This window comes from Lentzea kentuckyensis (genome assembly GCF_002150765.1).
GTDB lineage: Bacteria > Actinomycetota > Actinomycetes > Mycobacteriales > Pseudonocardiaceae > Lentzea > Lentzea kentuckyensis.
This window is the reverse complement of sequence record NZ_MUYM01000009.1, coordinates 36,459-48,930: the sequence shown is the minus strand read 5'-3', so window position 1 is coordinate 48,930 and position 12,472 is coordinate 36,459. Positions and strand designations below refer to the sequence as shown.

At 67.7% G+C, this 12,472-nt stretch carries 13 protein-coding genes and 1 riboswitch; of the genes, 4 read left to right on the top strand and 9 right to left on the bottom strand.

The window, feature by feature from the left end:
* Positions 1-9 precede the first annotated feature (9 nt).
* The 4 genes from B0F77_RS05805 to B0F77_RS05790 form a co-directional block, all read right to left on the bottom strand.
* Positions 10-576, bottom strand: a complete 567-nt coding sequence (locus tag B0F77_RS05805; RefSeq protein ID WP_086661727.1) for a TIGR03086 family metal-binding protein — start codon at positions 574-576, stop codon at positions 10-12.
* Positions 576-986 carry a type III secretion system chaperone family protein gene (locus B0F77_RS05800; RefSeq protein ID WP_086661726.1) on the bottom strand — a complete coding sequence of 137 codons (411 nt, stop codon included), beginning with the start codon at positions 984-986 and terminating at the stop codon, positions 576-578. Before B0F77_RS05800 ends, B0F77_RS05805 begins: the two co-directional genes overlap by 1 nt.
* The gene (locus tag B0F77_RS05795; protein WP_245847848.1) at positions 911-1,618 is read right to left on the bottom strand and encodes a DUF998 domain-containing protein; all 708 of its coding nucleotides are present in this window, start codon (positions 1,616-1,618) and stop codon (positions 911-913) included. Before B0F77_RS05795 ends, B0F77_RS05800 begins: the two co-directional genes overlap by 76 nt.
* An 81-nt stretch (positions 1,619-1,699) precedes the next feature.
* The gene (locus B0F77_RS05790) at positions 1,700-2,557 is read right to left on the bottom strand and encodes a LysR family transcriptional regulator ArgP (protein ID WP_086661826.1); all 858 of its coding nucleotides are present in this window, start codon (positions 2,555-2,557) and stop codon (positions 1,700-1,702) included.
* A 99-nt stretch (positions 2,558-2,656) separates the two neighbouring features.
* Between B0F77_RS05790 and B0F77_RS05785 the strand changes: the two genes are divergently transcribed.
* Positions 2,657-3,205: a LysE/ArgO family amino acid transporter gene (locus B0F77_RS05785; protein WP_086661825.1), complete on the top strand. Its 549-nt coding sequence runs from the start codon at positions 2,657-2,659 to the stop codon at positions 3,203-3,205.
* On the opposite strand, the gene B0F77_RS47725 is transcribed toward B0F77_RS05785, so the two are convergent.
* Positions 3,171-3,338, bottom strand: coding sequence for a hypothetical protein (locus B0F77_RS47725; RefSeq protein ID WP_158102611.1), 168 nt, complete (start codon positions 3,336-3,338; stop codon positions 3,171-3,173). The two genes, B0F77_RS05785 and B0F77_RS47725, sit on opposite strands and share 35 nt — an antisense overlap.
* Positions 3,339-3,402: 64 nt before the next feature.
* Positions 3,403-3,613: riboswitch (cobalamin riboswitch) on the top strand.
* A gap of 108 nt (positions 3,614-3,721) precedes the next feature.
* Here B0F77_RS47725 and B0F77_RS05775 point away from each other — a divergent pair.
* Together B0F77_RS05775 and B0F77_RS05770 are read left to right on the top strand one after the other, a co-directional pair.
* Entirely contained in the window at positions 3,722-6,091 is a 2,370-nt protein-coding gene (locus tag B0F77_RS05775; protein ID WP_245847847.1) for a ribonucleoside-diphosphate reductase subunit alpha, read from the top strand.
* Between the two features lie 44 nt (positions 6,092-6,135).
* Complete coding sequence (locus tag B0F77_RS05770; RefSeq protein ID WP_086661824.1) at positions 6,136-7,122, top strand: ribonucleotide-diphosphate reductase subunit beta; 987 nt, start codon at positions 6,136-6,138, stop codon at positions 7,120-7,122.
* On the opposite strand, the gene idi is transcribed toward B0F77_RS05770, so the two are convergent.
* Positions 7,108-7,695: an isopentenyl-diphosphate Delta-isomerase gene (gene idi, locus B0F77_RS05765; protein WP_086661723.1), complete on the bottom strand. Its 588-nt coding sequence runs from the start codon at positions 7,693-7,695 to the stop codon at positions 7,108-7,110. The two genes, B0F77_RS05770 and idi, sit on opposite strands and share 15 nt — an antisense overlap.
* Before the next feature lie 107 nt (positions 7,696-7,802).
* On the opposite strand from idi, the gene B0F77_RS05760 reads away from it, so the two are divergent.
* Entirely contained in the window at positions 7,803-7,985 is a 183-nt protein-coding gene (locus B0F77_RS05760; protein WP_086661722.1) for an MbtH family protein, read from the top strand.
* Here B0F77_RS05760 and B0F77_RS05755 read toward each other — a convergent pair.
* The 3 genes from B0F77_RS05755 to B0F77_RS05745 form a co-directional block, all read right to left on the bottom strand.
* Positions 7,982-10,477, bottom strand: coding sequence for a glycoside hydrolase family 97 N-terminal domain-containing protein (locus B0F77_RS05755; RefSeq protein ID WP_211293677.1), 2,496 nt, complete (start codon positions 10,475-10,477; stop codon positions 7,982-7,984). The two genes, B0F77_RS05760 and B0F77_RS05755, sit on opposite strands and share 4 nt — an antisense overlap.
* Before the next feature lie 147 nt (positions 10,478-10,624).
* Positions 10,625-11,917 (bottom strand): YVTN family beta-propeller repeat protein, encoded by a 1,293-nt coding sequence (locus B0F77_RS05750; RefSeq protein ID WP_086661720.1) that lies wholly within the window; start codon positions 11,915-11,917, stop codon positions 10,625-10,627.
* Between the two features lie 35 nt (positions 11,918-11,952).
* Positions 11,953-12,447, bottom strand: a complete 495-nt coding sequence (locus B0F77_RS05745) for a GNAT family N-acetyltransferase (protein WP_086661719.1) — start codon at positions 12,445-12,447, stop codon at positions 11,953-11,955.
* Positions 12,448-12,472: the final 25 nt, after the last annotated feature.

Here is a 12,472-nt window from a genome sequence, read left to right as displayed (position 1 = left end):
TAGGAGAGCCTAACCTAGGCCCCACCCAGGATCGCGCCCACTGAGTCCCAGGACACGGTCGAGCAGCGGCGCGTTCGGGTCGACCTCCACCGCGGCGCCGAACAGCGAGCCGTCGCGGTCGTCCGGGCCGATCGACGACACGAAGCCGTAGACGACCTGGAGCAGGTTCTCGTCGACCGCGAAGTCCTGGCCGGTCGCGCGGGCCAGGTCCCAGCCGTGCAGCACGACCTCGTCCAGCGCCACGGCAGCCGCCACCTCGCCGGGCAGGTCGACGCCGCCCGCCGCGGTCATGCCCTCCCAGGACGACGGCGCGTGCCAGGCCGACGCCAGTTCGGCGAGCCGCACCGGCATCGACTCGCGGAAGTCCAGCGGCAGCCGGGTCGCGTCACCTGCGGCCGCGCCGTTCAGCGGGGTCTTCCGCGCCGCCATGGTGAAGGCGACCGAGAGGCCGTTCACGTGGTCGAGCAGGTCGCCGACCGTGTAGTCGGGACACGGGGTCGGTGCCTTGAGATCGCCGTCCGACACGTTGCGCACCAGAGCCGCGAGCTGATCGGTCGCAGGCGTCAAGTCGAACATCAGTAGCCATCGCCTCCCCAGAACGTTTCCTCGAGCATGTCCGCCGTACCGGCGAGCAGCTGCAGCGGGTCGGTGAACTCGTGGATGTCGAGGTCCACCAGCGGAAGCGAGTGCCGGACCACCACGTGCTCGCCCATGATCGCGAGACCGCACGCCACGGTGGACTTGCCGACCTCCTCCAGCACGTCGCGGAGGTTCACGTCCGCCGCCAACCCGCAGGGGGAGGCGATCTGCACCCATTCGTGCATCTTGTCGAGCACTTCCCTGACGATGATCACGACCTGCGTGCGCTCATCGTCGCCCTCGTCGTCGTCCCCGAAGGTGAAGAGGATCCTCAGCTCCTCGTCCTCGTCGTGGATGACGTCGTACTCTGCGCGGACGTAATCCGCGAGGTCTCCCCAACTCGCCATGGCGCAACCCTACTTGCCGCGACCGCCCACAGCCCGACGACGAGCACGGCGCCCACCTCCGCGATGAGCAAGATCCTCTCGATGTAGCCCAACGGGAACACGACCCACCACCGAACGTCGGAGGTCGCTCCCAGCACAATGGCGTAGAGAAGCGGCGTGAATGCGACAACGCTCAACAGACCGGACGCCATCGTGAATCTCGCGTGCTTTCCCCACACGTGATCCCGCAGCCACGGCCTGGCCAGCAGGATCACCGCGATCGGCAGGCTGACGAACGCGATCATGCTGCCGAACCGGTGAATGCTGCCGCTGACCTGGTTGGTGCCCATCGCCCAGTTCGTCTTGGGGAACACCACCACCAGGAACAGGCCGATCGACCACAGGATCAGCGCGATCGAGCCGCCGGACCGCCACTTCGTCAGTCCTTTGTGGACGAGCGCGGTGAGGATCGCGAGCGAACCGACGGCCAGCAGCAGCACGGCGACGTCGAACACCGGCCGGTAGTCACCCAGCGCGTACTCGCTGATCGTGCGGCGCAGCGGGCCGACGGTCAGGTCGAGCAGACCCACCATGGCCACCGTCGCGACGACGGCGAGTGAACCGCCGGTGGCGGCAAGTCGAGGAATCAGCACATACCGGTCAACGCGGTCGCGAACCCGCCCGGTTCCTGGATTCAGGAAGCCGACAGGTTGTCCCCAGGGTTTCGACAGGTCCTACCGAAGCGCGACCTGGGCCTCCTCCGCGACCGCGCCGGCCACCGCCGTGAGGGCCGGCGAGTCGAGCTTCCACTGCTGCCAGTACAGCGGAACCGAGATCGTCCGGCCGGGCGCGAGGTCGATCAGGCCCTCCTGCAGCTGCTGCGGCGGGACCATGCCCCAGCCGAGGCCCGCCACGATCGCCCGCACGTACACCTCGGACGACGGCACGTAGTGACGGTGTTCCGACGCGCCGCGACCGCGGGTCAGCGTGCGGACGAACCTGTCCTGGAGGTCGTCGTTGCGGTCGAACACCACCACCGGCGCGTCCGGCAGCCACGACTTCAGCGCGCCTTCCTGGTTCCGGTCGATGAAATCCCGCGAAGCCATTGCGGCGTAACGGATGTCGCCGAGCATGCGGACCGAGCACCCGGCGACCGGCTCGCGTGACGACGTGACCGCGGCCATCACCACACCCTGGCGCAACAACGCCGTCGTGTGGTCCTGGTCCTCGCGGTGCAGGTCGAACGAGATCTTCAACGACGGCGAGACCCGTTGCAGGGCGGGCAGGAACCACGTGGCGAGCGAGTCGGCGTTCACCGCGATCGGCACCCGGACGACGGCGTCGGACCCCAGCGCCGCGTCGAGGTCCTGATCCAGGGCGAGCAGTTGCCGACCGTACCGGACCAGCACCTCCCCCGACGGCGTCAGTCGCACCGGCCGGGCCCGCACCAGCAGCACGCGACCCGTGCGCTGTTCGAGTGCCTTGATCCGTTGGGAGACAGCGGACGGAGTGACGTGCAACGCCGCGGCGGCCGCGTCGAACGTGCCCGCGTCCACGACCGCGAGCAGCGTGCGAACCAGGTCGAGATCCATCACAAGCGCTAATGATACGTAAGAATCTTTAGCTGGTCTCATCAAGACCGCGTCAATACCGTCGACGACGTGACTGACCTGCTGCTCGGCTTCGGCACCATGATGACCCTGATCGTCGCGATCGGCGCGCAGAACGCTTTCGTGCTGCGCCAAGGACTTCGACGTCAAGCCGTGGCCAAGGTCGTCGCCGTGTGCGCCATCTCGGACGCGATCCTGGTCGCGGTGGGCGTCGCGGGGTTCGGGGCGATCGTCCGCAGGTGGCCGCAGGCGATCACCGTCGCCGCGGTCGTCGGCGGGCTTTTCCTGCTGGGGTACGGGTTTCTGGCGGCGCGCAGGGTGTTCACCCCTGGGACGATGACCGCCGCCGACAGCGGTTCGAACCGGCCCGTGCTCACCGCGCTCGCGCTGACGTGGCTCAACCCGCACGTCTACCTGGACACGTTGCTGCTGCTCGGCTCGATCGCGGCCGGCCGGTGGCTGTTCGGCGTCGGCGCGGTCACCGCGAGCGTCACCTGGTTCGTCGCGCTCGGGTTCGGCGCCCGGCTGCTCAGCCCGCTGTTCGCCAAGCCCCGCTCGTGGCGGGTGCTGGACGGCCTGATCGCCGCCGTGATGATCAGTCTCGGGGTCGCCCTGATCGTCGGGCGATGATCATCACCAGCACCGCGAACACGGCCAGAACACCGCTCGTCACGGGCGCCGCGGCACCGACGAGAAGGGACGTCGAAGCGAGCCCCGCACTGACCAGCGCGCCCGCGACGACCTTCGGCCGAACATCACCCACGTTGATCACCATAGCCCACGACACGCCCATGTTGGGTGGTGATCCAGACCCCACCCCTACATGTAGTATCTGCCGCGCTGGTGGTTCACCGACTCGGAGCAACGAGCCGGTGAGGCAAGAGGGAACCTGGTGAAAAACCAGGACTGCCCCGCAGCGGTGAGTGGGAACGAAAGCCGTCAACTGAGCACTGGGTCTCGCGACCTGGGAAGCGACGGCCGGTAGGCGTTCGTAGTGCGCCCACGAGTCCGAAGACCTGCCACTGGTGTGCGCGCAAGCCTGCGCGCACGACACGGTGCCCCGAGGGAGGGCGGCTGTGTGCACCAGTGGTGTGTCCGCTGGCGTGCGCATGCGTTTTCCTCGGGCTTAGCTCGCGAGGAGAGAGCGTGCCCGACCGCCTAACGACATTGGATCGTCTTTCTGGGGTCGTCAACGAAGCGTGTGCCGACCTGCCGAACGCGTCGGCCGAGGCGGTTCTGGCCGAGACCAAGCGAAATCTCTACGACGCCATCACCGACGCCGAACTCGCGCTGGCGCCGATCATGGCCGCCCGCACGATGGTCGAGCACGACCCGGACTACTCCTACGTCAGCGCCAGGTTGTTGCTGGACAAGCTGCGTGCCGAGGCCTGCGGCGTGCCTCTCTCGCACGCCGAGATGACCGAGCGCTACCCGTCCTACTTCGCGTCGTTCGTGCACCACGGCATCGACCTCAGCCAGCTCGACCCGCGCCTGGCGGAGTTCGACCTGGCCCGCCTGGGTGCGGCGCTCGACCCGTCGCGTGACCTGAACTTCCAGTTCCTGGGCCTGCAGATCCTGTACGACCGCTACTTCCTGCACGACGACGGCCGCCGTTACGAGCTCCCGCAGGCGTTCTTCATGCGCGTCGCCATGGGCCTCGCCCTCGAAGAGGATGACCGCGAAGCCCGCGCGATCGAGTTCTACGAGCTGCTCTCGTCGTTCGACTTCATGTGCTCGACACCGACGCTGTTCAACTCGGGCACCACCCGCCCGCAGCTGTCGTCCTGCTTCCTGACCACCGTGGACGACGATCTCGCCGCCATCTTCCACGGCATCAGCAACAACGCGCTGCTCAGCAAGTTCGCCGGCGGTCTGGGCAACGACTGGACCCCGGTGCGCGGCATCGGCGCGCACATCAAGGGCACCAACGGCAAGTCGCAGGGCGTCGTGCCGTTCCTGAAGGTTGCCAACGACACCGCCGTAGCCGTGAATCAGGGCGGACGCCGCAAGGGCGCTGTCTGCGCGTACCTCGAAACCTGGCACATCGACGTCGAGGAGTTCCTCGACCTGCGCAAGAACACCGGTGACGAGCGCCGCCGCACGCACGACATGAACACCGCGAACTGGGTGCCGGACGAGTTCCTGCGCCGGGTCCGCGCGAACGGCCAGTGGACGTTGTTCTCCCCTGACGAGGTGCCGGACCTGCACGACGCGTTCGGTGACGAGTTCGCTGAGAAGTACCGGGCGTACGAGAAGAAGGCCGCCAACGGCGAGATCAAGGTCTTCCGCCAGATCCCGGCCGTCGACCTGTGGCGGCGCATGCTGACCATGTTGTTCGAGACCGGACACCCGTGGATCACGTTCAAGGACCCGTGCAACCTGCGTTCGCCGCAGCAGCACAGCGGTGTCGTGCACTCGTCGAACCTGTGCACCGAAATCACGCTGAACACCACGATCGACGAGGTCGCGGTGTGCAACCTTGGATCGGTCAACCTCGCACAGCACGTGACCGAGCACGGCATCGACCACGCGCGCCTCGAAAAGACCGTGCGCACGGCCGTGCGGATGCTCGACAACGTGATCGACGTCAACTACTACACGATCCCCGAGGCACGGAACTCCAACCTCAAGCACCGGCCGGTCGGCCTGGGCCTGATGGGCTTCCAGGACGCGCTGTTCACCCTCGGCCTGCCGATGGCGTCGAAGGAGGCCGTCGAGTTCGCCGACCGTTCCATGGAGGAGATCAGCTACCACGCGATCTCCGCGAGTGCCGAGCTGGCCGGGGAACGCGGCGCGTACCGGTCGTTCGAGGGTTCGCTGTGGTCGCGGGGCGTCCTGCCGATCGACTCGGTGGAGATCCTGGCCGCCACCCGCGCCGAGGGTGAGCTGGAGCAGGACCGTTCGTCCACACTGGACTGGAACGCCGTGCGCGAGAAGGTGCGGCGCGGCATGCGGAACTCGAACGTCATGGCCATCGCGCCGACCGCGACCATCGCGAACATCACCGGCGTGAACCAGTCGATCGAGCCGCTGTACCGCAACCTGTACGTGAAGTCGAACATGTCCGGCGACTTCACCGTGATCAACCCGGACCTGGTGCGTGCCCTGAAGCAGCGCAAGCTGTGGGACGAGCAGATGATCTCGGACCTGAAGCTGCACGACGGCAGTCTCGGCGCGATCGACCGGGTGCCGCCGTACCTGAAAGCCTTGTACGCCACGGCTTTCGAGGTCGACAGCTCCTGGCTGATCGAGGCGGGTTCGCGCCGGCAGAAGTGGATCGACCAGGCGCAGTCGCTGAATCTGTACCTCGCTCAGCCGAGCGGCCGCAAGCTCGACGAGCTGTACCAGCTGGCCTGGGTGCGCGGCCTCAAGACCACGTACTACCTGCGCACCCAGAGCGCCACGCACGTGGAGAAGTCCACGCTGCAGGGCACCGACGGCAAGCTCAACGCCGTCTCCCCCGTCACCCCGGACGCCTGTTCCGTCACCGATCCCGATTGTGAGGCTTGTCAGTGAGCATCGAAGCAGGCGCCGCACGCGTCTCCGTCGACGACAAGGCGATGATCAACTGCCGCGCCGACGTCAACCAGCTGCTGCCGCTCAAGTACCACTGGGCGTGGGACAAGTACCTGGCCGGCTGCAACAACGCCTGGATGCCGACCGAGGTCTCGATGCAGGCCGACATCTCGCTCTGGAAGTCCAAGGACGGGCTGACCGAGGAGGAGCGCCGCATGATCAAGCGCAACCTCGGCTTCTTCGCGACCTCGGAGTCGTTGGTGGCCAACAACATCGTGCTCGCGGTGTACCGGCACCTGACCAACCCGGAGTGCCGCCAGTACCTGCTGCGCCAGGCCTTCGAGGAGGCCGTGCACACCCACACGTTCCAGTACATTTGCGAATCGCTCGGTCTCGACGACGGCGAGCTGTTCAACATGTACCGGGAGATCCCGTCGATCACCGACAAGGCGGCGTGGGCGCTGCAGTTCACGCAACACCTGGAGGACCCGGAGTTCCGCACCGGCACCCCCGAGACGGATCAGGCGTTCCTGCGCGACCTGGTCGCGTTCTACGTGGTCTTCGAGGGCATGTGGTTCTACACCGGCTTCGCGCAGATCCTCTCGCTCGGCCGGCGCAACAAGATGGTCGGCATCGCCGAGCAGTACCAGTACATCCTGCGCGACGAGTCGATCCACCTGAACTTCGGCATCGACGCGATCAACCAGATCAAGATCGAGAACCCGCACCTGTGGAACGACGTGTTCCAGAAGGAGGTGCGGACCATGCTCGCCGAGGGCTGCGAGCTGGAGATCGCCTACGGCCGCGACACCATGCCGAGCGGCATCCTCGGCCTCAACTCCGAACTGTGCGAGCAGTACATGCGGTTCATCACGAACCGCCGGTGCGCACAGCTCGGGCTGGAGCCGGTCTGGGAGCAGACGGAGAACCCGTTCCCGTGGATGTCCGAGATGATGGATCTCAAGAAGGAGAAGAACTTCTTCGAGACCCGCGTCATCGAGTACCAGAACGGCGGCTCACTGGAGTGGTGAGCCCAGCCGCACGGCCTTGGGGAGCCCGGCCCGGTCCGCCACCGGCCACGCCAGCGGATCGGGCCCCAGCTTCACCAGTTCGGCGATCTGCAGCTTCGACCACGGCGAGATCTCGCGCGTGCCGTCGAGCGCGCTCGCGGCGAACTCGGACCACGCCACCCGTTCGGTGGAATCGACCTCGTCCGGGTTCGGCACCGGCTCGTCGTCGCACACCACGCGGAACACCGGGCACATCTCGTTCTCGACGACGCCGTCCATCTCGGCGCGGTAGCGGAAGGCCGGCAGCAGCAGTTCGGGGTCGGCGCAGTTCAGGCCGAGCTCGTCGTGCAGACGCCGCACCACGGCGGCGGCCATGTCCTCGTCCGGCAACGGGTGACCACAGCAGGTGTTCGTCCACACGCCGGGGAAGGTCTTCTTGTGCAGCGCTCGCCGCGTGAGCACGATGCGGCCGGCCGAGTCGAAGACGTAGCTGGAAAACGCCAGGTGCAACGGGGTGTCCGCGTGGTGCACCACTGCCTTGTCCTCGACGCCGATGGCCGAACCGTCCTCGGCCAGGAGGACCACCTGTTCCACAGTCACGACGCCACGTAATCACACGAGTGCAGCAGATCGGAAGCCGGGAGTGTGAGCTTGAGCGTACGGATAGCAAGACCCGAGGTGGTGCGGGTCACCCTGAGGTCATGACATCCCCGTTCGCTCAGGCTCACACCATGTTCCTGGTGCTGGTCAGCCCAACGGGCCAGTACTCGATCTGGCCGGCGGTGCTGCGGGTGCCCGCCGGGTGGCAGGTCGTCCACGGCGTCGCGTCCCGGATCTCGTGCGAGGACTTCGTGCACGGCGCCGACCTGCCGGCCGCCGCCTAACACGTCACTCGCGCGTCACCCCACACCGCGTTGTCGAGGCTCGCCCCGTCACCGCCGTCGGTCACCCGCAGCGTCAACGACTTGACGCCGCCCAGGTCGACGCTGATCGGCAACGCCGGGTCCACCGACCTGCGCAGCGCGCTCTCGTAGAGCACCCGGCCGTCACCGATGACGGCGAACACGACCGACCCACCGACGCCGGCCGCGCGGTCCACGCGGCCGTCGACCTCGTCGTCCACTCCGACCGTGGCGTCGAACCGCGTGCACGTGCCGAGTGAGAAGGTGTCGTCCGCGGGCGTCGTGCCGATGCCCTTGCCGAACCGCACACCGCCGGTGGTCAAAGTCCTGCCCTCGACGGAACGGTCGTTGCCCGCCAGGTAGGACTGCCCGGCGGGCAACGGCTTCCACACGTGTGCGCGGGTCGCCTTCGCGGCGGACACACCGGAGCTGAAGCGGGCCTCCACGGGCACATCTGTCAGCCCCACGACCGGATTCGCGCCGACCCGCACGCTCCACCTGCCGCTCAACGACTCCCCCGGCGCGACTCGGAACGCCTTCACCGCTCGGGAGACGGTCCAGCCGGCAGGCACCTGCGGCGCGAACGTCACGCCGTGGAGCGGGCGGTCCGAGGTGTTGGTGACCGTGCCGCTCATCTCGAACGCCTGCCCGGGCTGCACCGACGTCAGTTCCGGCGTGACGACCACTGAAGTCGGCGGGATGCCGTGCGTGGGCCGTGCGCAGGTCGAACGGTCCGGACGGCAGACCAGGGCGACGAAACCGCCGTCCTTCGCGACCGGGATGGTCAGCTTGTCCGAAGTGACATGGGTTTCCTTGACCAGACCGCCGACACCGTCGCGCACCACCTCGACCAGCCAGCGCCCGTTGCCGAGCGCGGGCAGGTCCAGAGTCCGCGACTCCCCTGCCACCGCGCCGCCCACGAACCAGCGGTCGTCGCTGCGGCGGGCCAGCACGGCGCTTTCGGTGGGGCGGCCGGACACCAGGCGCGTCTCGTCCCACGCGGTCGGTGTCTGTTCGAGGAACCACCGCGCGAGCGGCCGGGCGTCGTAGGAGTCCGGGCGCCCGGCGAGGTTCTGCACGCCGGACTCGTACAGCACGGACAGCGCGAGCTCGCCGCCGTCGGTGTTGGCGCGGGTGCGGTGGAAACCACCGGGCGTGTAGTCCATGCCGCCCACCACGTTGCGGGTGAACGGCAGCGCGGTGATGTGCGAAGTGGTGAGACCGCTGGACTTCTCGGCGCCGTGCACGGCCTCGGTCGTCATGACGTGCGGCCACGTGCGGTGGACGCCGTGCGGCAGCGTGGCGCCGTGGAAGTTGACCAGGAAGTGCATGCGGGCGGTCTCCGGCAGGATCTCGTCGTACCAGCGGTAGCGCTCCTGGCCGTCGGAGTCCATGAAGTCGATCTTCAGGCCCTGCACGCCCCACTTCCGCAGCCACGGCAGGTAATCGGCGCGCTTCTCCGGCGTGTCAACAGAACTGAACCGCACCCACGTGTGGATGCCGACGTTCCGCGCCTTCGCGTACCGCACGAGTTCGGGGATGAAGCTGGTCTGGCGCCAGTTCGGGTCGTCGTACCAGCCCGCGTCGACCACGACGTACGGCCAGGCGCGCGCGGCTGCGTAGTCGACGAACTCCTTCTGCCTGGCCAGGTCCTGTTGCACCGGGCGGCCGCCGGCGAGCCAGGTCCAGATCGCCGGGCCGGGCTTGATCCAGGACGTGTCGCGCACGCGGGACGGCGGCGCGAGGTCGTCCACCAGCGTCGACTCGGTGACGGTGGCGAGCGAGCCCACGATCACGGTGCGCCACGGCGTTTTCAGCGCGCCGGACACCGCGACCTTCTCGTCCCACAGCTTCACCTGGTACCTGCCGCCACCGGTGTGCACGAGGTGGCCACCCGAGTACCGTCCGTCCACATCGGACTCGGTGATCAGCGCGTAGGTGCCGCCGGCCTCGAACAGCGCCGGGTGCATGTACTCGGCGAGTTCGGCGGTGCCGGCGGTCAGCTGCAGGAACGGGTTCTCGTAGTCGCGCCGGAACTTCGCGAGCCACGCGGGAGAGTCCGCGGGAAGGACGAACGCCGAGGTCTCGCCGGTGACCGCACCGGTGTCCTGCGGCAGTTCGTAGCGGTAGGCGACGCCGTCAGGGGACTCGCGCACCACCAGGTTGAGCCTGTTCGCGCCGGACGTGAACCGGTAGGTCGTCTCGGTGGCCCGCACTGTCCGGTCCCGCTTCTTGCCGGACGTCGTGCGGTAGCGCTCGAAGATCGCGCGCCGCGACTTGCCGGCGAACGACAACCCGGATGACAGGTCGGCACGCTCGGTGGTGATCCCGACCGGCGACGGCTGCACGACCGTCCTGCCGCCGGAGGTCACGGCCAGGGTGACCGCTCCCCCGGAAGTGCCGACCACCGCCCGCGGGCCGTCGGACGAAGCCTGCGCAGGTGCCACGACCAGGCCTGCGACCAGGACAGCCACGGCTGCAGCTCTCACCGCCACGGACACTCCCCTCGTGATCCGGGGCGGCGGTCACCGGAAGACATCCAATGACTCGGACGCTATGCCGGGCATTTCGTCCGAGTCAAGGGATGTAACAACCGTGAGTACTCCGATGTCTAGCGTTGACTAGAGCAAGGTGATGTTGCCGTGCGCCGAAGCGCCACCGTGCTCGTCGTTGCCCGCGTACGACGCCGTGAAGCCCTGCAGCAGCGTCGACAGGCCGACCAGCAGCGACACGTTCGCGTCACAGGTGGCCTTGCCCGACGAGTTGGTCGTGGCGGTGCACAGCGGGTTGCCCTTGACCGTGCGGAACACGATCTGCTGACCCGCGACCGGCACGCCGGTGTGCTTGTCGGTCAGCGTCGCGTCGAGCGAGCGGACCGTGAAGCCGAGCAGGCGCAGTTGCAGCTGGGCGTTGCCGCCCACGAGCTTCGACGCGGCGGGCGGCACGAAGTTGATCGCGATGCCCACCGGGCTCTGGCCGACCGCGATGGAGCCGGTGACCGTGTTGGACGCCGTGTCGATGATCGACACCGTGTTGCTGTTGAAGTTCGTGACGTAGGCGCTCGCACCGTCCGGCGTGAGGGCCACGCTGATCGGGCGGTCACCGACGACGATCTTCTGCAGCTCGGTCATCGCCGTCAGGTCCACGACGGACACCGAGTCGAACTCGCTGTTCGTCACGTACGCGCGGGTTCCGTTGGGCGACAACGCGATGCCGTGCGGCACGAAGCCGACCTTGGCGGTGCCGACGACGGTGCGCGTGGCGACGTCGATGGCGGAGATGTCGTCCGAACCCTTGTTGACCACGTACATCCGCGTGCCGTCGGCCGATGCCGCGACCGCGGTGGGCGTGCTGCCCACGTTGATCGTGGTGACGACGGTGTTGGACGTCGTGTCGATGACCGAGACCTTGCTCGGGCCGACCACGTCGTGCGTGACGTAGACGGCGGTGCCGTCGCGGGTGACGACCACGCCGTCCGGGTTCTGGCCGACGGTGATGGTCGCGGTGACCGTCAGCGTGGCCGTGTCGACCACGGACACCGTGCCGTCCGCGTAGTTGGTGACGTAGACGAAGCCGCCGCCGGGGGCGACCGCGACGCCCGCCGGGTGGCTCCCGACGGGGATGGACTTGTCGACCGTGTTGGTCGGCGTGTCGATCACGGTGAGCGTGTTCTGCACGGAGTTCGTCACGTAGCCGCGAGTTCCGTCGAACGCGACCGCCGCCATGTACGGCGAGCTTCCGCCGTTGTCGACGATCGTCTGGGACACCGAGTTCGTGGCCGTGTCGATCACCGACACTCCGCCGCCGTTGTTGGCGACGTATCCGAGCACCCGGCCGGCGGGAGCCGCCGAGGCCGGGGTCACCACCAGTGCCGCGGTGACGGCGACAGCCATCACCAGTGGACGCAACCGCATGTTCAATGCCTCCTGGCGCGAGTCATCCCGACCTTTCAGGACATCGCGACCGGACCAGCGGACGTTAGCCTCTTCAGCCGCTTCTCGAACCAATGGTCGGCATATTCGGCGTTGTTGTAGCGATCGATCTCCGCGAAACCGTGCTTGGCGTACAGGTTTCGCGCCTCGACGAGATCCTTGCGAGTGTCGAGGCGCAACACCTCGACACCGTGCTTCAGCGCTTCGGCCTCCATCGCCACGAGCAACGCCGACGCGGCACCCTTTCCGCGCCACGGCACCCGCACGAACATCCGCGTCAGCTCGCCGACACCGTCGCCGAGGAACCTCATGCCGAGACAGCCCGCGTCCTCGCCGTCATGCGACGCGACCAGGAACACCGGCACGTCGTGGTCCTGCTCGTCACGTTCGTAGGCGTCGATCTCGGCGTCGTTCGTGGGCCGCCCCCAGTAGCGGCTGATCATCTCGGCGTTGTACTCGCGGTTGAGCGGCGAGTGCGCGGCGTCGGCGACCGTCACGGTCCAGTTGGTCATGCGACCATCATCGAGACGCCGTCCA